This is a genomic window from Streptomyces sp. NPDC057702 (assembly GCF_042799315.1).
Lineage (GTDB): Bacteria > Actinomycetota > Actinomycetes > Streptomycetales > Streptomycetaceae > Streptomyces.
In genome coordinates this window covers 104,804-122,026 of sequence record NZ_JBHVJC010000016.1, presented here as the reverse complement: position 1 = coordinate 122,026, position 17,223 = coordinate 104,804, and the positions used below count along the sequence as shown (strand labels likewise).

14 protein-coding genes are annotated in these 17,223 nt (G+C 75.6%); 9 read left to right on the top strand and 5 right to left on the bottom strand.

What is annotated here, in order from left to right:
• The first annotated feature begins 1 nt into the window (after position 1).
• Positions 2-961, top strand: coding sequence for a ribonuclease Z (locus tag ACFVFR_RS14700; protein ID WP_383701239.1), 960 nt, complete (start codon positions 2-4; stop codon positions 959-961).
• A gap of 391 nt (positions 962-1,352) precedes the next feature.
• On the opposite strand, the gene ACFVFR_RS14695 is transcribed toward ACFVFR_RS14700, so the two are convergent.
• On the bottom strand, positions 1,353-2,120 hold the full coding sequence (locus tag ACFVFR_RS14695) for an alpha/beta fold hydrolase (protein ID WP_383701236.1): 768 nt from the start codon (positions 2,118-2,120) through the stop codon (positions 1,353-1,355).
• 362 nt (positions 2,121-2,482) lie between these two features.
• Here ACFVFR_RS14695 and ACFVFR_RS14690 point away from each other — a divergent pair, with 362 nt between their 5' ends.
• The 4 genes from ACFVFR_RS14690 to ACFVFR_RS14675 all read left to right on the top strand — a co-directional run bounded on the left by ACFVFR_RS14690 (position 2,483) and on the right by ACFVFR_RS14675 (position 6,875).
• Complete coding sequence (locus tag ACFVFR_RS14690; protein ID WP_383701376.1) at positions 2,483-3,601, top strand: carbohydrate kinase family protein; 1,119 nt, start codon at positions 2,483-2,485, stop codon at positions 3,599-3,601.
• A gap of 281 nt (positions 3,602-3,882) precedes the next feature.
• Positions 3,883-4,905: a PhoH family protein gene (locus ACFVFR_RS14685; RefSeq protein WP_383701233.1), complete on the top strand. Its 1,023-nt coding sequence runs from the start codon at positions 3,883-3,885 to the stop codon at positions 4,903-4,905.
• A gap of 103 nt (positions 4,906-5,008) precedes the next feature.
• A complete protein-coding gene (gene ybeY / locus ACFVFR_RS14680; protein WP_383701231.1) occupies positions 5,009-5,506 on the top strand; it encodes an rRNA maturation RNase YbeY in 498 nt (165 codons plus the stop codon).
• 10 nt (positions 5,507-5,516) lie between these two features.
• A complete protein-coding gene (locus ACFVFR_RS14675; RefSeq protein WP_383701228.1) occupies positions 5,517-6,875 on the top strand; it encodes a hemolysin family protein in 1,359 nt (452 codons plus the stop codon).
• Positions 6,876-6,969: 94 nt separating this feature from the next.
• Here ACFVFR_RS14675 and ACFVFR_RS14670 read toward each other — a convergent pair whose 3' ends face one another.
• The gene (locus ACFVFR_RS14670) at positions 6,970-11,400 is read right to left on the bottom strand and encodes an AAA family ATPase (RefSeq protein WP_383701226.1); all 4,431 of its coding nucleotides are present in this window, start codon (positions 11,398-11,400) and stop codon (positions 6,970-6,972) included.
• 156 nt (positions 11,401-11,556) lie between these two features.
• Here ACFVFR_RS14670 and ACFVFR_RS14665 point away from each other — a divergent pair, with 156 nt between their 5' ends.
• The 4 genes from ACFVFR_RS14665 (at position 11,557) to era (ending at position 14,583) form a co-directional block, all read left to right on the top strand.
• On the top strand, positions 11,557-12,534 hold the full coding sequence (locus tag ACFVFR_RS14665) for an SDR family NAD(P)-dependent oxidoreductase (RefSeq protein WP_383701224.1): 978 nt from the start codon (positions 11,557-11,559) through the stop codon (positions 12,532-12,534).
• A gap of 105 nt (positions 12,535-12,639) precedes the next feature.
• On the top strand, positions 12,640-12,993 hold the full coding sequence (locus ACFVFR_RS14660; protein WP_383701222.1) for a cytidine deaminase: 354 nt from the start codon (positions 12,640-12,642) through the stop codon (positions 12,991-12,993).
• Positions 12,990-13,466 (top strand): hypothetical protein, encoded by a 477-nt coding sequence (locus ACFVFR_RS14655; protein ID WP_383701220.1) that lies wholly within the window; start codon positions 12,990-12,992, stop codon positions 13,464-13,466. The genes ACFVFR_RS14660 and ACFVFR_RS14655 overlap by 4 nt, the downstream gene beginning before the upstream one ends.
• Positions 13,467-13,641: 175 nt before the next feature.
• Complete coding sequence (gene era, locus ACFVFR_RS14650; protein WP_383701218.1) at positions 13,642-14,583, top strand: GTPase Era; 942 nt, start codon at positions 13,642-13,644, stop codon at positions 14,581-14,583.
• An 86-nt stretch (positions 14,584-14,669) separates the two neighbouring features.
• Here the strand turns inward: era and ACFVFR_RS14645 are convergent, their stop codons facing one another.
• From ACFVFR_RS14645 to ACFVFR_RS14635, 3 genes are all read right to left on the bottom strand, one after another.
• Positions 14,670-15,506 carry a GNAT family N-acetyltransferase gene (locus ACFVFR_RS14645; RefSeq protein WP_383701216.1) on the bottom strand — a complete coding sequence of 279 codons (837 nt, stop codon included), beginning with the start codon at positions 15,504-15,506 and terminating at the stop codon, positions 14,670-14,672.
• 74 nt (positions 15,507-15,580) lie between these two features.
• Positions 15,581-15,847, bottom strand: coding sequence for a protealysin inhibitor emfourin (locus ACFVFR_RS14640; RefSeq protein ID WP_383701214.1), 267 nt, complete (start codon positions 15,845-15,847; stop codon positions 15,581-15,583).
• A 95-nt stretch (positions 15,848-15,942) separates the two neighbouring features.
• A complete protein-coding gene (locus ACFVFR_RS14635; protein ID WP_383701212.1) occupies positions 15,943-17,061 on the bottom strand; it encodes a M4 family metallopeptidase in 1,119 nt (372 codons plus the stop codon).
• Between the last annotated feature and the right edge of the window lie 162 nt (positions 17,062-17,223).

Here is a 17,223-nt window from a genome sequence, read left to right as displayed (position 1 = left end):
GTTGTCCGCACGTGAGCTGGTCGTCCTGGGCACCGCGAGTCAGGTGCCGACCCGGCACCGCAACCACAACGGCTACGTGTTGCGCTGGGACGGCCAGGGCATCCTCTTCGACCCCGGCGAGGGCACTCAGCGGCAGATGCTGCGCGCCGGGGTCGCCGCGCACGATCTGCACCGCATCTGCGTCACCCACTTCCACGGCGATCACTCACTGGGCCTGGCCGGCGTCATCCAGCGGATCAACCTGGACCGGGTGCCGCACCCGATCGCGGCCCACTACCCGGCCAGCGGCCAGCGCTTCTTCGATCGACTGCGGTACGCCACGGCCTACCGCGAGACCGTGGACATCGCCGAGGAGCCGGTGCGCGAGCCGGCACAGACCCTCGCCGAGACCCCCGCGTACACGCTCCAGGCGCGGCGGCTCTCGCACCCGGTCGAGTCCTACGGGTACCGCCTGGTCGAGCCCGACGGCCGGCGCATGCTGCCCGAGCGCCTCGCGGCGCACGGCCTCGCCGGCCCGCTGGTCGGCGCCCTCCAGCGGGAGGGCACGGTACGGGTGGCCGGGCGCACCGTCGCGGTGGAGGAGGTCAGCGAGGTCCGCCGGGGGCAGCGTTTCGCCTTCGTGATGGACACCCGGTTGTGCGAGGGGGTGTACGCCCTGGCCGAGGGGTGCGACCAGCTCGTCATCGAGTCCACCTTCCTCGACCAGGACGCGACGCTGGCCAGCGACCACGGCCATCTGACGGCGGGTCAGGCGGCGCGGGTCGCGGTCGAGTCGGGCGTACGGCAGTTGGTGCTCACGCACTTCTCGCAGCGTTACGGCGAGCCGGCCGAGTTCGAACGCCAGGCCCGCGCGGCCGGTTTCACCGGCGAACTCGTGGTGGCCAGCGACCTGACGCGGGTGCCCGTTCCGGCACGGGCCGGCGCGGCGACCGCCAGCGGTGGGGCCGCGCCCGCGGGGTGACCTCGCGGCGGGCCGGCTCGGGCGGCCGGCCGGGTGCGTGGCAGGGGACGCGGCGCGCCGCCGGTCCTCGTGCGATGGTGCGGAAGCCTTTCCGGCGCGCCGGTGGCGGCGACCACGGGGGCGATCCACAACCGTCGGCGGGCGCCGTGGCCCGCCTCGCTCGGGTACGGCAGGTCCGGGCCCCGCTCCCGTTGACCACGTCCGGGCGTCTGGCGGTGTCCTGGGCGCCTGACGTGGATCGTGACCGTGTCGCCCCACCGTGTCGCCCCAGCGAGACAGATGCCGCTGAGTCCCTGGTCGGCGGCCCCGTGAGGCCACCGGACGGTCGGCCGCCCGGCGAGCGCACTCCGGCCCCCGGGACGGTTCCGCGAGGGCGGTGTGGCGGGCCGCGTCAGTCGGTCAGGGCCGTGGCGGTGGCGCGGGCGAAGCCCTCCGGGTTGTCGAGCATGATGTTGTGCCCGCAGTCCGGGAGGGCGACGACGGCGACACCGGCCGCGGTGAGCTCGTCCGCCCCCGGCAGTGGCCCGTCGGCCGCGGGCAGCAGGTAGGTGCGCGGAACCGGCAGGTCACGCAGCAGGTCGCGGAGCGGAGGCCGGGTGCCGCGGGTGAGGTGGACCGCGCTGCGGTGCAGGGCGAGCCGGTCGGCCAGCCGCATCGTGGCCCACCAGTGGGCGCCGGCCCGGTCCCGTACCTCCCGCCAGCCTCCGGCGAGGAACTCCGCCTCGGAGTGGGCGGCGATGCCCGCGCTGCCCGCCGAGGCGGGGTCGGGCGTGCGGGCGTCGAGGTTGGCGTCGACCAGCACCAGGCGGGAGACCAGGCGCGGGTGGCGGGTGGCCAGCACGATGGCCACCGAGCCGCCCATGCTGTGCGCGACCAACTCCGCCCCGGCCACGCCCGCCTGGGTGAGCGCCGAGGCCAGCGCGTCGGCGTGCGACTCCAGCGCGTAGTCGAAGTCCTGCGGCCGGTCGCTGATGCCGTGCCCGAGCAGGTCGACCAGCAGCGAGCGGTGGCCGGCCAGCAGCGGGTGGACGGCGCTGGCCGTGAAGTAGGCCGGCGACGTGGCGCCCAGGCCGTGGACGTAGACGCGCGTCGGCTGTCGCCCCGGCAACTCGACCCAGCGCATCTGGTCACCCTCGGGGGTCACGGCGGCATGCTGCACGGTCTGCTCCTTCGCGGCGTGGGGTGCGACAGCAGCGTAGACAGCCGGTCGACCCACCCCGTGCGGCGCCCCGTGGTGGGCGCGGTCGGTGGGGGTGGGCGGCGGAGTGGCCGTGGACGATCGGGCACACTGGCCCCAACCTGCGCCACGGGCGTACTCGCGGTACGCCAGGGCACCCGTGGCGTGGTCGTGCAGGGGCAGTACAGCGACGTACGGCGAGGGAGTACACCGTGACACGGCGAGACGGAGACGGCACGAGCGGGCCGAGCGGTGACGGCCCGGCGCGGGGCGAGTGGTCGCAGCGGGCTCGGGAGGGCCGCGCGCCGGGTCCGGCCGGCGCGGCCGAGGGCGTCGTACGCCCCGTGCTCGACCCGCTGGCCGCCGTTCGCCGCCCCGACGACCCGGCCTGCGACGTCTACCTGACCGGCCCCGTCTTCCTCGACATCGTCTTCACCGGGCTCGACTCGGCCCCGGTACGCGGCACCGAGTCCTGGGCCCGGGGCATGGGATCGAGCCCCGGCGGCGTGGCCAACATGGCCACCGCGCTGGCCCGGCTCGGCCTGCGCACCTCGCTGGCGGCGGCCTTCGGCGACGACATGTACGGCGACTACTGCCGGGACGCCCTGGACCGGGGCGAGGGCATCGACCTGTCGCTGTCGCGCACGGTGCCCGGCTGGCACTCCCCGGTCACCGTCTCCATGGCCTACGAGGGCGAGCGCACGATGGTCTCGCACGGGCACGAGGCGCCACCCACGCGGGCGGGGACCGCCGCCGAGGGGGCGTTCGACGGAGAGCCCGCGCCGGAGTGCCCGCCGCCGGCGCGCGCCTGCGTGGCCTCGCTGGTGCCCGGCAGCCGGGAGGAGTGGATCGCGCACGCCGCGCGCCGGGGCAGCCGGGTCTTCGCCGACGTGGGCTGGGACGACAGCGGGCGCTGGGACCCGGCCGACCTCGCCGACCTGGAGCACTGTGAGGCGTTCCTGCCCAACGCCGTGGAGGCGATGCGCTACACCCGCACCGACTGCCCGCGTGCCGCCGCCCACGCGCTGACCGACAAGGTGCCGGTGGCCGTGGTGACGCTGGGCGCCGAGGGCGCGTACGCCGTGGACGGCCGTACCGGCGAGAGCGCCGAGGTGCCCGCGATCGCGGTGGACGCGCTCGATCCGACGGGTGCCGGGGACGTGTTCGTCGCGGGGTTCATCACCGGCACCCTGGCCGGCTGGCCGCTCGCCGACCGGCTGGCCTTCGCCGGCCTGACCGCCGCCCTGTCGGTGCAGGAGTTCGGCGGATCGCTCTCCGCGCCGGGCTGGGTGGAGATCGCCGCCTGGTGGCAGCACGCGCGCGCCTTCGACGACCAGAGCCTGGTCGCGGGGCACGGCAGCGCGCTGCGCCGGTACGCGTTCCTGGACGGGCTGCTGCCCTCGGCCCCGCGCCCCTGGCCGCTGCGCCGCGCGGTGCCCACCATCGGCTTCCGCCCGTCCTGACCCCGCCCACGCCCCGGCCCCGACCGCGCCACCCGCTCCCACATCGGCCGCCCGGCCGCCCGCACCCGGCACCACCCGCCGCCCGCTCCCGAGCCCACCCCCGGCGTGCGCGGGGCGTTCACGCGGTGGTGGCCGGGAAGGCACCGGGCGGTGCCGGGGAGGGCACGGCCTGATACGGGCCTCGATAAAAGGCTCTGGTGTTGTCAGTGCGGCGTCGTACGCTGGATATCCCAAGCCGCTGAATCACGGAAAGAGGGATGAGCAGGCCCCAGAGCCGGCCCATGACGCAGACACCCACAGCCCAGAGCCCCGTCCCGGGGCAGGCACGCGCCCACTTCACCGTTCCGGCCAAGCACCCGATGGTCACGGTCCTTGGTTCGGGTGACTCCCTGTTGCGCGTGATCGAGAAAGCGTTCCCGGCGACGGACATCCACGTCCGGGGAAACCAGATCAGCGCGATCGGCGACCAGCGGGAAGTGGCGCTCATCCAGCGCCTTTTCGACGAGATGATGCTGGTGCTGCGCACCGGTCAACCCATGACGGAGGATGCGGTGGAGCGCTCGATCGCCATGCTGCGCGCGGCGGAGAACGGCGGCGAGCAGGCGGAGACCCCCGCCGAGGTCCTCACGCAGAACATCCTCTCCAGCCGTGGTCGCACCATCCGCCCCAAGACGCTGAACCAGAAGCGCTACGTCGACGCCATCGACAAGCACACTGTGGTCTTCGGCATCGGCCCCGCCGGCACGGGCAAGACGTACCTGGCCATGGCCAAGGCGGTGCAGGCCCTGCAGTCCAAGCAGGTCACGCGGATCATCCTGACCCGGCCGGCGGTCGAGGCGGGCGAGCGGCTCGGCTTCCTGCCCGGCACGCTCTACGAGAAGATCGACCCGTATCTGCGCCCGCTCTACGACGCCCTGCACGACATGCTCGACCCCGACTCCATCCCGCGCCTGATGGCCGCGGGCACGATCGAGGTGGCCCCGCTCGCGTACATGCGCGGCCGGACGCTCAACGACGCCTTCATCATCCTCGACGAGGCGCAGAACACGAACCCCGAGCAGATGAAGATGTTCCTCACCCGGCTCGGCTTCGAATCCAAGATCGTGATCACCGGAGACGTCACCCAGATCGACCTGCCGGGTGGCACCAAGAGCGGCCTGCGCCAGGTGCAGGCCATCCTGGAGGGCGTCGAGGACGTCCACTTCTCGCGGCTCACCAGCACCGATGTCGTCCGGCACAAGCTCGTCGGCCGTATTGTCGACGCGTACGAGCAGTACGACAGCCGCAACGGGCAGTCGGGCTGAGCAGGCCCTGGGCCGTGCGCGCGCCCGCCGTGACCCGTCCGTCGCGGCGTGGTGCGGCACGGCCAGCCAATCGGCATCGGTAATCGGAGAGACCAACACCCCCATGGCGATCGACGTCAACAACGAATCCGGCACGGACATCGACGAACAGGCGGTACTGGACGTCGCCCGGTACGCCCTGGCCCGGATGCGCATCCACCCGCTGTCCGAACTGTCGATCATCGTCATCGACGCCGACGCCATGGAGCAGCTCCATCTCCAGTGGATGGAGCTGCCGGGCCCCACCGACGTGATGTCCTTCCCGATGGACGAGCTGCGTCCGCCGGGCAAGGACGACGACGAGCCGCCCCAGGGGCTCCTCGGCGATATCGTGCTCTGCCCCGAGGTGGCCACGACGCAGGGTGCCCAGGCCCCGACGCAGCACAGCATGGACGAGGAGCTCCAGTTGCTCACCGTGCACGGCTGCCTGCACCTCCTCGGCTACGACCACGAGGAGCCCGACGAGCGCGCCGAGATGTTCGCGCTGCAGAAGGCGATCGTCGACGGCTGGCGGGCCGAGCGCGGTATGACGGGCCCCTCGCCGGCCCCCACCACCAGGTGAGCGCCGCCCGATGACCGCACAACTGATCACCTCGGCCGTCCTCTTGGTCGTCGTCGCCTGGCTGGCGGCCTGTGCGGAGGCCGGCCTGGCGCGCACCACGCGCTTTCGCGCCCAGGAGGCGGTGCGCTCGGGCCGGCGCGGCAGCGCCAAGCTCATGGCGGTCGCCGAGGACCCCACCCGCTATCTGAACGTGGCCCTGCTGGTCCGCGTGGCCTGCGAGGTCGCGGCCGGCGCCGTCGTCACCTACGCGTGCGTGCGCGCGTACGACGAGACCTGGGAGGCGCTGGCCATCGCGATCGGCGTGATGGTCCTCGTCTCCTACGTCGCGGTCGGTGTCTCCCCCCGGACGATCGGCCGCCAGCACCCGCTGAACACGGCCACGGCGGCGGCGTACGTGCTGCTGCCGCTCGCCCGCGTCATGGGACCGGTCCCGCAGCTCCTCATTCTCATCGGCAACGCGCTCACCCCGGGCAAGGGCTTCCGCAAGGGCCCCTTCGCCTCCGAGGCCGAACTGCGCGCCATGGTCGACCTGGCCGAGCAGGAGTCGCTGATCGAGGACGAGGAGCGCCGCATGGTGCACTCCGTCTTCGAACTGGGGGACACGCTGGTGCGCGAGGTGATGGTGCCGCGCACCGATCTGGTCGCCATCGAGCGCTTCAAGACCATCCGGCAGGCGCTGACCCTCGCGCTGCGCTCCGGCTTCTCCCGCATCCCGGTCACCGGCGACAGCGAGGACGACGTGGTCGGCATCGTCTACCTCAAGGACCTGGTCCGCAAGACGCATGTCAACCGGGACTCCGAGAACGACCTGGTGTCCACCGCCATGCGGCCCGCGACGTTCGTACCCGACACGAAGAACGCGGGCGACCTGCTGCGCGAGATGCAGCAGGAGCGCAACCACGTGGCCGTCGTGATCGACGAGTACGGCGGCACGGCCGGCATCGTGACCATCGAGGACATCCTGGAGGAGATCGTCGGCGAGATCACCGACGAGTACGACCGCGAACTGCCGCCCGTCGAGAGCCTGGGCGAGGACCGCTACCGGGTCACCGCCCGCCTGGACATCGGCACCCTCGGCGAGTTGTACGGGCTGCGCCTGGACGACGAGGACGTGGAGACCGTCGGCGGGCTGCTGGCCAAGTCGCTGGGCCGGGTGCCCATCGCCGGCGCGGTGGCCGACGTCGACCTGAGCGAGGACACCACCGACCCGGACCTGACCGCGCTGCGCCTGACCGCCGAGTCCCTGGCCGGTCGGCGCAACCGCATCCTGACGGTCCTGGTCGAGCCCGTACGCGGCACGGGCGCGGCGGAGCCGGCGCGGGAGAGTGCCGGCGACACCGGAGCGACCGGCGCGGAGAGCGACCGCTGACCGACCGCTCCCGCGCGGTACGCCACGGCGCCGACCGCGCGGGAGCATCCGGCTGGCCGTCGCGGCGCGGCCTCGGCCACTGGCCCGGCCCCGGTCACCCGCCCAGCTCCGGCAGGTCGCGTAGTGCGGTGCGCGAGGTGACGCCCAGCTTGGGGAAGATCTTGTAGAGGTGGTAGCCGACCGTGCGGGGGCTCATCGTCAGCCGCGCGGCGATCTCCCGGTTGGTCAGCCCGCGCGCGGCCAGCAGCGCCACCTGTCGCTCCTGAGCGGTCAGCACGTCCGGCGCGTCCGTGGCCCGCCGCCGTACCGACCCGCCCGCCGCGCGGAGTTGACCGAGGGCGCGGTCGCGCCACACGGGGGCGCCGAGCCCGTCGAAGAGGTCCGCCGCCTCCCGCAACGCGGCGCGAGCCGGGCCGGGGCGGCGCGTGCGGCGTAGCCGCTCGCCGTGCGCGAGGGCGTGCCGTGCGCGGGTGAACGGGTGGTCCCCCGCGACCGCCCGGCCCGCCGGGCCCGGGCCCGCCGCGTCGCCGACCTGGTCGGCCATGCGCCAGCCCCCGGCCCCGCCGGCCTCGGTGTCGACGTCCCTTTCGTCCGCGCCCCTGACCCCGTTGGCGTCGGTGTGGCCGCTGGTTCCGTGCGCGTCGGGGTGGCTCCCGGCCTCGCTCTGGCCCCTGGGCCCGCCCCGGGCTCCGGGCGCTCCGCCGGTGCCGGCCGCTCCGCCGTCGCCGGTCGGCCCGTCGGCGCCGCGCGGGGCGCCCGCACTCAGCGCCCCACTGTCGCCGGCGCCCGCCGTCGCGCGCTCCGCCGCGCCGATGTCGAGCAGCCGACAGCGGTCCGCGTCGGCCAGCGCCCACGGCAGCCCGCTGACCTGGGCCCACGCGGAGAACCCGGCCGCCAGTCGCCGGGCACTGACCGCGTCCCCCGCTCCGTGGTACGCCTCGACGAGATCGGCACTGGAGCGCCGCGCCACGCGCGCGTGCGTGTACGGGGAGCCGGGGCGGTGCACGTCGGACAGGTGCTCGCGGGCCTCGTCGTGCGCGCCGCGCGCGAGCGCCGCCAGCGCCAGCGCCCAGCGGGCCTCGGCCGCGGCGGCGCGGTTGTTCAGCGGCAGGGCCAGGGCCGTCGCCTCGTGGGCGTGCGCGCGACAGCTCTCGTGCTCGCCACGCAGCGCCGCGCACCGCGCGAGCACGGCGAGCGCGTCGGCACGCCGTACCGGCTGGTCCATGTCGCGCGACAGGCGTACCGCCTCCGTCGCGTGCTCCATCCCCGCGCGGATCTGGCCCAGTTCGCACTCCAGGCCGGCGCGCCACACCAGCGGCAGGGCGAGCAGGGCCAGGGTGCCCGAGCCGCGCAGGGCGGCGCACGCCTGCGCGGCGAACTCGCGCGCCCGGCGCGGATGGGGCCCCTCGCGCGTGATGGCCAGCGGCCACAACCAGCGGTGCACGCTGCTGGTGCCGAGCTCGTCCGGTGCCCGGCGCAGGATCTCCCACGGGTCGACCCCGCTCGCCGTCGTGTCCCCACTGACGGAGGCGGCCAGCCACCGGCCGTACCGCTGATAGCGGGGGACGCCGTCGAGCGCGGCGATCCGCAGCGCGGTCTCGCGCGCCCGCGTGTCGAGCCCGGCGTGTTCGGCCGCGTCGCACGCCATGAACAACAGCGCGGCAGCGTGCGCCGGCGACGACCCGACCAGCGAGTCGGCGCCCCGGACCAGTTCCTCGTACGCCGCGTCCTGCGGCCCGCCCGCATGCGCCATCAGCCCGGCGAGTCGGGCGAGCGCGACGGGGCGGCCGGCGGCCGACCGGTCGGCCGGCAACTGGTCGGCGGAGACCCGTACGCCGTGGTGGAGCGCGATGTGCTCCGACCCGGTGGCGAGGGCGCCCGGCCCGAGGGTGGGGGGCGGCTCGGGTTGGGTGGCGGACTCGGCGGAGGTCCGTGCCGGCTGGGTGACGGGGCCGGTGGGGGCTTGCGTGGGCTGGGTGGCGGTGCTGACGGAGGGCTGCCCGGGCTCGGGGGTGGGTGGCTGTCGCGGTTGGGTGGCGGGGGCGTGCTGGGGGCGGGGTGCGGGGGCGGTCGGTCCGGGCGTCGGGGCCCGCGCCGGCCGGGGGACAGGGGCGGGGAGGGGCGGCACGGGGTGGCGGGCGGGGCCGGTGGGGGCCCTTGTGGGTTGGTCGGCGGGGGGTCGTCCGGGCTCGGGCTCGGCGGCGGGGTCGGCCGCCGAGTGGGTGTGGGCCGCGGCGGCCTCGGCGGAGAGTTCGCGGGCGGCCTCCGTACGGCCCGACTTCCACGCCGCGTGGGCCGCCTCGGCCAGCCGGCGCAGCCGCCCCTCGGGGTTCTCGCTGAGCTCGGCGGCACACCGCAGGGCCGCCGCGACGGCCGCGAGGCCACCGCGTGCGGCGAGCTCCGTCGCCCGCAGCTCCAGCGCGCTCGCCAACTCCTCGTCCGGCCCCGCGCTGGCCAACGCCCGGTGCCACAGGGCGAGATGCCCGGCGTCTGCGGCCGGAGCCAGAGGTGCTACGCGGTACGCGGCGGGCCGCACCGGCGGGGGAGCGGCGGCCGAACCGGCCGGGGCGAGGCGCGTCGCGTTCGTGCTGGCCGAGCCGGGCGACAGCGCCTCCGTGGCGCCTGCGGTGGCACCGAGCGGCGTCGTCCCGCCGGCGCGGTGCTCCCACTCCTCGGCGATGGCCAGGTGCGCGGCCTGCCGCTCCCGGAACGGCGCGTCGGCGTAGACGGCGGAGCGCACCAGCGGGTGCCGGAAGCGGAGTTCGGGCCCGCTGACGTCCAGCAGGTCCGCGCGTTCCGCGACGTCGAGGGCGGCGGGCAGGACCCGCAACCGCGCGGCGGCGCCCAGCACGATGTCGGTGCGCCCGCGCTCGTCGGCCGCCGCGACCAGCAGGAGCGTGCGCGCGGGCGCGGGCAACCGGCGTACCCGACCGGTGAACGCGGCGCGCAACCGCGCCCCGAGCAGCCGCCCGTCCGCCCCCGCCCCACCACTCCCGCCGCCCCACAACCCGCCACCCGAACCCGACCAGACCCCCGCGTCATCGGGCCCCACACGGCCGGACGCCGGGCCCCCGCACCCCGGAACACCCGACTCCGCGTCACCGCCCACCACGTCATCGGGCCCTGCGCGACCGGGCTCGGAGTCACCCGACCCGGCGCCGCCGGGTTCGGCGCCACCGGGCCACAGAACGCCGGACTCCACATCTCCGCCCCCCGCGCGCACGGTCCCCGCGCCACCGCCACCGGGTCGCGGCCCGCCCCATCCCGGGCCGGCCACGGGCTCCGGGGGCGTGGGCGACACCTCCGCCGCCCACGCCTCGGCTGCCCACGCCCCCGCTTCCCACGGCGCGGACGCCGAGGGGGCGGCCGGCTGGGGCGGGGCGTGGGGTGCGGAGAGTTCGAGGAGGGCCAGCGGGTTGCCGCCCGTCGCGGCGTGCAGGGCGGTCAGGTCGGCGCCGGACAGGGGCCTGCCGTGGTCGGCCAGGAGCGCCCCGCCGGCCTCGACGGACAGCCCACCGAGCCACAGCGCGGGCAGGTCACGGACGAGAGCGCCGGCGCGGTCGGCGGCCCCGAACGTCCCCGCCCCGCCGCCCCCGCCCCCGACCCAGCCCGCCGAGACCCCGGCCACCCCCGCCGTACCACCCCACTCCGCGCCCCGTACGCCGCTCGCGTCCCGCCCCGAAGGCCCCACGTCCCGCGCTTCCCCAGCACCGAGCCCGGCATCCCCCACGCCGTGCGGGGCCACGCGTGCGCTCCGTACGCCGCGACCCCCACCCCGGGGCGCCACGCCCGCACCCTCCATGCCAGGTCCCGCACCGTCCGCGCCCGCACCCTGCGCAGTCGGCCCCGCCCCGCGCGGCGCGCCGGCCCCGCCCCGTACGCCGCCGCCCTCCGCGCGCGGCGTGGCGCCGTCGTCCCGTACGGCGATCAGCGCGGCTACCGGGGCGCGCAGGGTGGTGAGCCGGCGCGCGGCGAAGAGGACGGCCGTCTGCGTCGCCGGGTCCAGCCACTGGAGGTCGTCCACCACCAGCAGCAACGGCCGCTCGTGGGCGGCCCGTTCGAGGAGGGCCAGGGTGGCCGCGCACACCAGGAGGTCGGTGGTGCGGTGTTCGGCGAGCCCCAGGGCACCGTGCAGGGCGGCGCGCTGCGCGGCCGGCAGCGCCGTGGCGTGGTCGAGGGCCGGGGTCAGGAGCTGGTGCAGGCCGCCGAAGCCCAACGTGACCTCGGACTCGACGCCCGTGCAACGCAGTGTCGCCAGGCCGGCGCCCGCCGGTGGCGGCGCCTGCTGCGCCCGGTGCCCTCGCGCCGCTGTCGGCGGCCAGGCCCGCGCTTGGCGCAGCGCGTCCGCGAGCAGCGCGGTCTTGCCGATGCCCGCCTCGCCCCGGACGACCAGGGCCCGGCCCCGGCCCGCGCGCGCGTCGGCCAGCAGGCGGCGCACGCTGGCGCGTTCGGCTTCCCGACCGCGCAGCGGCTCGCGCGCGTCCCGCCCGCCCGACGGCTCCCCCGCCACCTGTCGATCACCCATGGCCAGAGGCTAGCCGGCGGGCGGGACCAGTCGATGTGACAGATGCCCGCGCCGGGGGATCGGCCGGATGCTCGAAGTGGCACGTCGGCGCCGTGGCCTGACAACGACAGGCGGGACGCCGAGCACCAGCGCGACGGACATGAAGGAGTCGGATTCGTGAACAGCACACCGCCCAGGGGACAGTCCCCCCTCCACCGACGGAACGTCCTGGCTGGCGCGTTCGCCGGGGCCGCCGGAGTGGCCGGGCTGGCCGCGTCGGGCACCTCGCGGGCCGCCGCCGACAGCCGACAGCGGGAGGCGGCGCGCGGGGCGCGCGCCGGGCGCCGGTTCGCCGGCAAGGTCGTCGTGATCACGGGCGCCACCTCGGGCATCGGCCGCGCCACCGCCCTGGCGTTCGCCGCCGAGGGCGCGAAGGTCGGATTCTGCGGGCGGCGTACGGAACTCGGCCGCACCGTGGAGCGGGAGATCCGCGCCGCCGGCGGCGAGGCCACCTACCTGCGGGCCGACGTCCGCGAGGCCGACCAGGTCGAGGCGTTCGTGAACGGGGTGGTCGGACGGTACGGCGGCCTGGACATCGCGTTCAACAACGCGGGCATCGAGTTCTCCCGGTCCCTGCACGAGACGACCGTCGCCGAGTGGGACGACATCACGCGCACCAACGAACGCGGCGTCTTCCTCGCCATGAAGTACGAGATCCCCCATCTCCTGCGGCGCGGCGGGGGCGTCGTCATCTGCACCTCCTCCAGCGGCGCCGAGCGCGCCCGACCGGCCCACGCGGGCTACTCCGCCAGCAAGCGCGGCGTCGAGGGCATCGTGAGGTCGGCCGCGCTGGACTACGGCGCCAGGGGCATCCGGATCAACGCCGTCCTGCCCGGCACCACGGACACCGCGCTGGTGCGCCCGCCCGGCCTGAGCGACGACCAGTGGACCGCGTTCAAGAGGGCGTGGGGTCCGCTCAACGTGCCGGGCCTGCACCGGATGGCCGAGCCGAGGGAGATCGCGGACGCCGTACTCGGCCTGGCCTCGGACCAGTTCGCCTTCATGACCGGCACCTCGGTGGTGGTGGACGGCGGCAGCCTCGCGGGCGGGCCGATGAGCTGGCCGGACGGCTTCCCCAAGCCGCCAGGCCAGTAGCCGGCGCGCGAGGCCAGGCCCGCGCGCCGGCCCCGCCGCCGGCGGACGCCCCGCGCCCCGCCGTGGGCCGGGGCCGGCCACCAGCGTCGCCGTATCCTCGTGCACATGAGCGATACGACGGCGTTGGACCCGGAAGACCAGAAGATCATCACGCTCGCCCGCTCCACCCGGGCGCGCAACGGCGTGCCCGAGGGCGCGGCCGTCCGCGATGAGACCGGGCGCACCTACGTCGCCGGCACCGTCGCCCTGGACTCGCTCCGGCTGAGCGCGCTGCGGACCGCTGTCGCGATGGCGGTCGCCAGCGGCGCCACCTCGCTGGAGGCCGCCGCTCTCGTCAGCGACGTCACGGAGGTCTCCGCCGAGGACCGGGCGGCCGTACGGGACCTGGGCGGGCCGGCGACACCGGTGATCCTCGCGGGGGCGGACGGCACGCCGCGCGCCACGGTGAGCGCGGGGTGAGCGCGGGCGACCCGACCGAGCGCCCCGCCCCGCCGGCCGCCGCCGCCAGCCAGGGCGATCCCGGGGCGTCCGTCGATCTCGCCACCCGCCCGCGACCGCCGGCCGACGAGCCGAGCGGCGGCTCGGTCATGGACTGGGCGCTGCTGGTCTGCGGCTCGCTGTTGCTGGTGGGCGTCGCGGTGGACGCGATGAGCGGCATGGGCCTGGCCTGGGTCACCCTCGCCTGGGGGCTGATCCTGCTCCCGGAGGGCGTACGGCGCGTCCTGGCCGGCCGTGGCGACGCGCGCCGGGCCGACCGGGTGGGCCCCGTCGCGGCGGCCGGCACGTTCGCGGCCACCGTGATCTGCTGGGCGGGCCTGGCCTACGACTGGTCCCAGGGCAACGGCACGTCCTGGCTCGTCCTGGTCGCGACGGTGCTGCTGACCGCGGGCGGGGTGTGCTGGCTGGCCCGCCGACTGCTCCCGCGCCGGTAGCCACCGGGCGCGGCGCGCGCCGGCGGACCGACATGCCCCCGTCGCGCCGGCGGCCCCGGGCCGGCCCCGCCGAGTGTGTACGGGGCGGGTACCGGGCGCGTACGGAGCGCGTACGGCGCGGGCCCGGCCGCCCCGGATGGTCGGGGTCGCCGCCCCGATCGGGGAGAATGACCGCATGAGCGCTCGTACCCCCTCCACGGATGCCCCCCACCGCGCGGGTTTCGCCTGCTTCGTCGGCCGCCCGAACGCGGGCAAGTCCACCCTGACGAACGCTCTGGTCGGCACCAAGGTGGCCATCACCTCCAACCGGCCGCAGACCACCCGGCACACCGTGCGCGGCATCGTGCACCGCCCCGACGCGCAACTCGTCCTCGTGGACACCCCCGGTCTGCACAAGCCGCGCACGCTGCTCGGCGAGCGCCTGAACGACGTGGTGCGCAGCACCTGGGCCGAGGTCGACGTGATCGGGTTCTGTCTGCCCGCCGACCAGAAGCTCGGCCCCGGTGACCGCTACATCGCCACCGAGCTGGCCGGCATCAAGAAGACGCCCAAGGTCGCGATCGTCACCAAGACCGACCTCGTGGACTCCCAGCAGCTCGCCGAGCAGCTGATCGCCATCGACCAGCTCGGCCGCGACCTCGGCATCGAGTGGGCCGAGATCGTGCCGGTCTCGGCGGTCGCCGACACCCAGGTGCACCTGCTCGCCGACCTGCTGGTGCCGCTGCTCCCGCAGAGCCCGCCGCTCTACCCCGAGGGCGACCTGACCGACGAGCCGGAGCAGGTGATGGTCGCCGAGCTGATCCGCGAGGCGGCCCTGGAGGGCGTGCGCGACGAGCTGCCGCACTCCATCGCGGTCGTGGTCGAGGAGATGATCCCGCGCCCGGACCGCCCCAAGGACAAGCCGCTCCTGGACGTCCACGCCAACGTCTACATCGAGCGGCCGAGCCAGAAGGGCATCATCATCGGCCCCAAGGGCGCCCGCCTCAAGGAGGTCGGCATGAAGTCCCGCAAGCACATCGAGGCGCTGCTGGGCACCCCTGTCTACCTCGACCTGCACGTCAAGGTCGCCAAGGACTGGCAGCGCGACCCCAAGCAGCTCCGCAAGCTCGGCTTCTGAGCGCACCGCCACCCCTCGGGGTCGCCACCGACCTGGGCAGCCACCCCCGGCAGCCCCCGCCCGCCCGGCCCCGGTCGCCAGGCCCGCTACGTCGCTGGGCCCGCGAGCATCGCCGTGCCCGCTCGGACGAAGCCGATCTGCCCGTACAGCCGGGCCACGTCCGGGTCCTCGGCGGCGAGGAAGACGGTCCGCACGCCACGGGTACGGGCGTCGGCGGCCAGCGCGGCGGTCACCGCGAGCGCCAGTCCGCGCCGGCGCGCGGCCGGCAGCGTGCCCACGCCGACGATCTCGCTGCTGTCACCGGCCAGATGACGCTGGGCGGCACAGAGCGCGAGGCCGCTCGCGTCGTCCACGGCCGCGGCGACGGCGGTCCGCCCGGCCCTGATCCCCTCGGCGACCGCCCGCACCGCACTGGGCGTCCCGTGCCGGGGCAGCGCCGCCGCCAACTCCACCAGGCCCGTGGCGCCGACCCGGGTGCCGGGCTCGGCGAACGCCAGGTGCGGCACGGTCAGCGCGCTGGGCAGCGCCGGATCGGCCGGGGCGACCATGCGGACGGTGACGCCGTCGGGCCGGTGGCGGACGACCGGCAACAGGGCGCCCGGCTCCAGCACGAGCAGCGGGTGCTCCCGCACCGCGAGGCCGTCCCGTTCCATCGCGGCGCGCAGCGTGGGCGCGGTCTCGGCCACCCACTCGAAGTGCTCCGGAACGCCGAGTTCGCGCTGCCGCTCGCGGGCCCGCGCCACGTCGTGGGCCGCCACGCGCCCGGCGTGCCCGAGTGTCGGCCGGGCGAACAGCGGCGGACCCGCCCCCTCCCGTACGAACAGGGTGAGCGGCCCGACGTCCTCGGTCCGCGCGACGGGGCGTAACACCGCGTCGTAGTACCGCTCCAGACGGGCCAGCGTGGCGTGGTGAGAGGTGGTCATGCGGCGATCCAAGCAACACCCCGCAACCCCGGCCACTGGGTTTCCGCCCCCGCCCAGCCAGCCCGCCCCGTCGGCTACGCCCCTTCCCGCAGCACCGTGGTGATCAGTTCGCGCTGCGCCCGGCTCAGCCGTGGATCGGCGCAGTAGACCGTGGTCCCGTCCACCTCGATGCCGTACTGGAAGCCGTCGGGTACGCCCGTCGGTCGGGCGTCGGCTCCCTCGCTCAGCGCCGCACGGGCCAGCTCCTCCAGGCGGTCGGCGTCGGGTCGGCCGGCGCTGTCCAGTCGCGCGCGGCGCGTGATGCCGGCGAAGCCGCCGGTTCTGGTGACGGTGATGCGCATGGTCCCTCTCTACCGGGCCGACGGCGCGGCCCGCTACCCGTGCGGGGCGTGCCCGAGCCGGCGCCACCGGCCCGGGCACGGCTTGGAGCGGCGGTTCAGCTCGCCTGCACGCCCACACGGGACCACGCCTTGCGCAGCGCCCGCTGTTCGTCGCCGTCACCGAACCTGCTCTCGGCCGCCGCCAGCGTCAGCCGCGCGAAGTCGGTGAACGAGGCGTCCGCCGCGAGGTCGCCACCGGTGAGCACGTCGTACCAGATCTGCCCGGCCCGCTCCCACGCGTAGCCGCCGAGGTCGGTGGCCGCCAGGTAGAACGCGTGGTTGGGGATGCCCGAGTTGATGTGCACGCCGCCGTTGTCGTCGCTGGTGTCGACGTAGTCGTCCATCGTCGCGGGCTGCGGGTCCTTGCCCAGCACGTCGTCGTCGTACGCGGTGCCCGGGGCCTTCATCGACCGCAGCGCCTGCCCGGTCACCCGGTCGGTCAGCAGCTCCGCCCCGATCAGCCAGTCGGCCTGGTCGGCGCTCTGCCCCAGGGCGTACTGCTTGATCAGTACGCCGAACACGTCGGAGACCGACTCGTTGAGCGCGCCCGGCTGGCTGAAGTACTCCAGGTTGGCCGTGTACTGCGTGACGCCGTGGGTGAGCTCGTGGCCGATGACGTCCAGCGGCAGGGTGAAGTCCCGGAAGACCTCGCCGTCGCCGTCGCCGAAGACCATGCGCTCGCCGTCCCAGAACGCGTTGCCGTAGTCCTGGCCGTAGTGCACGGTGGCGTCCAGCGGCAGGCCGCTGCCGTCGATGGAACGGCGCCCGTACACCTTCAGGTACAGGTCGAAGGTGGCACCCAGGCCCGCGTAGGCGCGGTTGACGCTCGCGTCCTGGCCCGGCTCCTCGCCCTCGCCACGGACCTTCTCACCGGGCAGCTCCTCCCGGTTGCCGGCGTCGTAGATGGTCCGGCGCGGCGTGTCCGCGGGCTCGCGGTCGGCGGCGGTGGAGCGGATGCCGCGCACGGTGGTGATCCGCCGCCTGGTGCGCTGCAACGCGTCCCGCTCCAGGGTGCGCCGGGCCGGCTCGTGGAGGGCGGGGTCGTCCGCCCGCGCCAGTCGGTCCAGGACGTGCGGGGGCACGATGGTGCAGAAGACGCCGGGTGCGGGAGCGGGGTGGGGCGGGGAGGCCGAGCCGGCGGCGGGCGGGCGGTTGCGGGTGCGTGAGTCGTCCATGGTGGCAATGTCGCACCAGCCGCCGGTGCTGTCATGGCGTGGCGGCCCGATTACCGAAATTGAGTGGTTGACCCCGTCGGGCGCGTGACAGAACCCCGTCCCGCATAGTGATACGGGATGCGGCATTCCCCCACGGCTCGGTTACGCTGCTCCGCATCATGC

Excerpts from the sequence above, each read along its gene's own strand:
- ybeY (WP_383701231.1), top strand. The coding sequence starts at position 5,009 with ATGGCGATCGACGTCAACAACGAATCCGGCACGGACATCGACGAACAG.
- ACFVFR_RS14640 (WP_383701214.1), bottom strand. The coding sequence starts at position 15,847 with ATGCGCATCACCGTCACCAGAACCGGCGGCTTCGCCGGCATCACGCGC.
- ACFVFR_RS14635 (WP_383701212.1), bottom strand. The coding sequence starts at position 17,061 with ATGGACGACTCACGCACCCGCAACCGCCCGCCCGCCGCCGGCTCGGCC.
- ACFVFR_RS14645 (WP_383701216.1), bottom strand. The coding sequence starts at position 15,506 with ATGACCACCTCTCACCACGCCACGCTGGCCCGTCTGGAGCGGTACTAC.
- ACFVFR_RS14670 (WP_383701226.1), bottom strand. The coding sequence starts at position 11,400 with ATGGGTGATCGACAGGTGGCGGGGGAGCCGTCGGGCGGGCGGGACGCG.
- ACFVFR_RS14685 (WP_383701233.1), top strand. The coding sequence starts at position 3,883 with ATGACGCAGACACCCACAGCCCAGAGCCCCGTCCCGGGGCAGGCACGC.
- ACFVFR_RS14675 (WP_383701228.1), top strand. The coding sequence starts at position 5,517 with ATGACCGCACAACTGATCACCTCGGCCGTCCTCTTGGTCGTCGTCGCC.
- era (WP_383701218.1), top strand. The coding sequence starts at position 13,642 with ATGAGCGCTCGTACCCCCTCCACGGATGCCCCCCACCGCGCGGGTTTC.
- ACFVFR_RS14660 (WP_383701222.1), top strand. The coding sequence starts at position 12,640 with ATGAGCGATACGACGGCGTTGGACCCGGAAGACCAGAAGATCATCACG.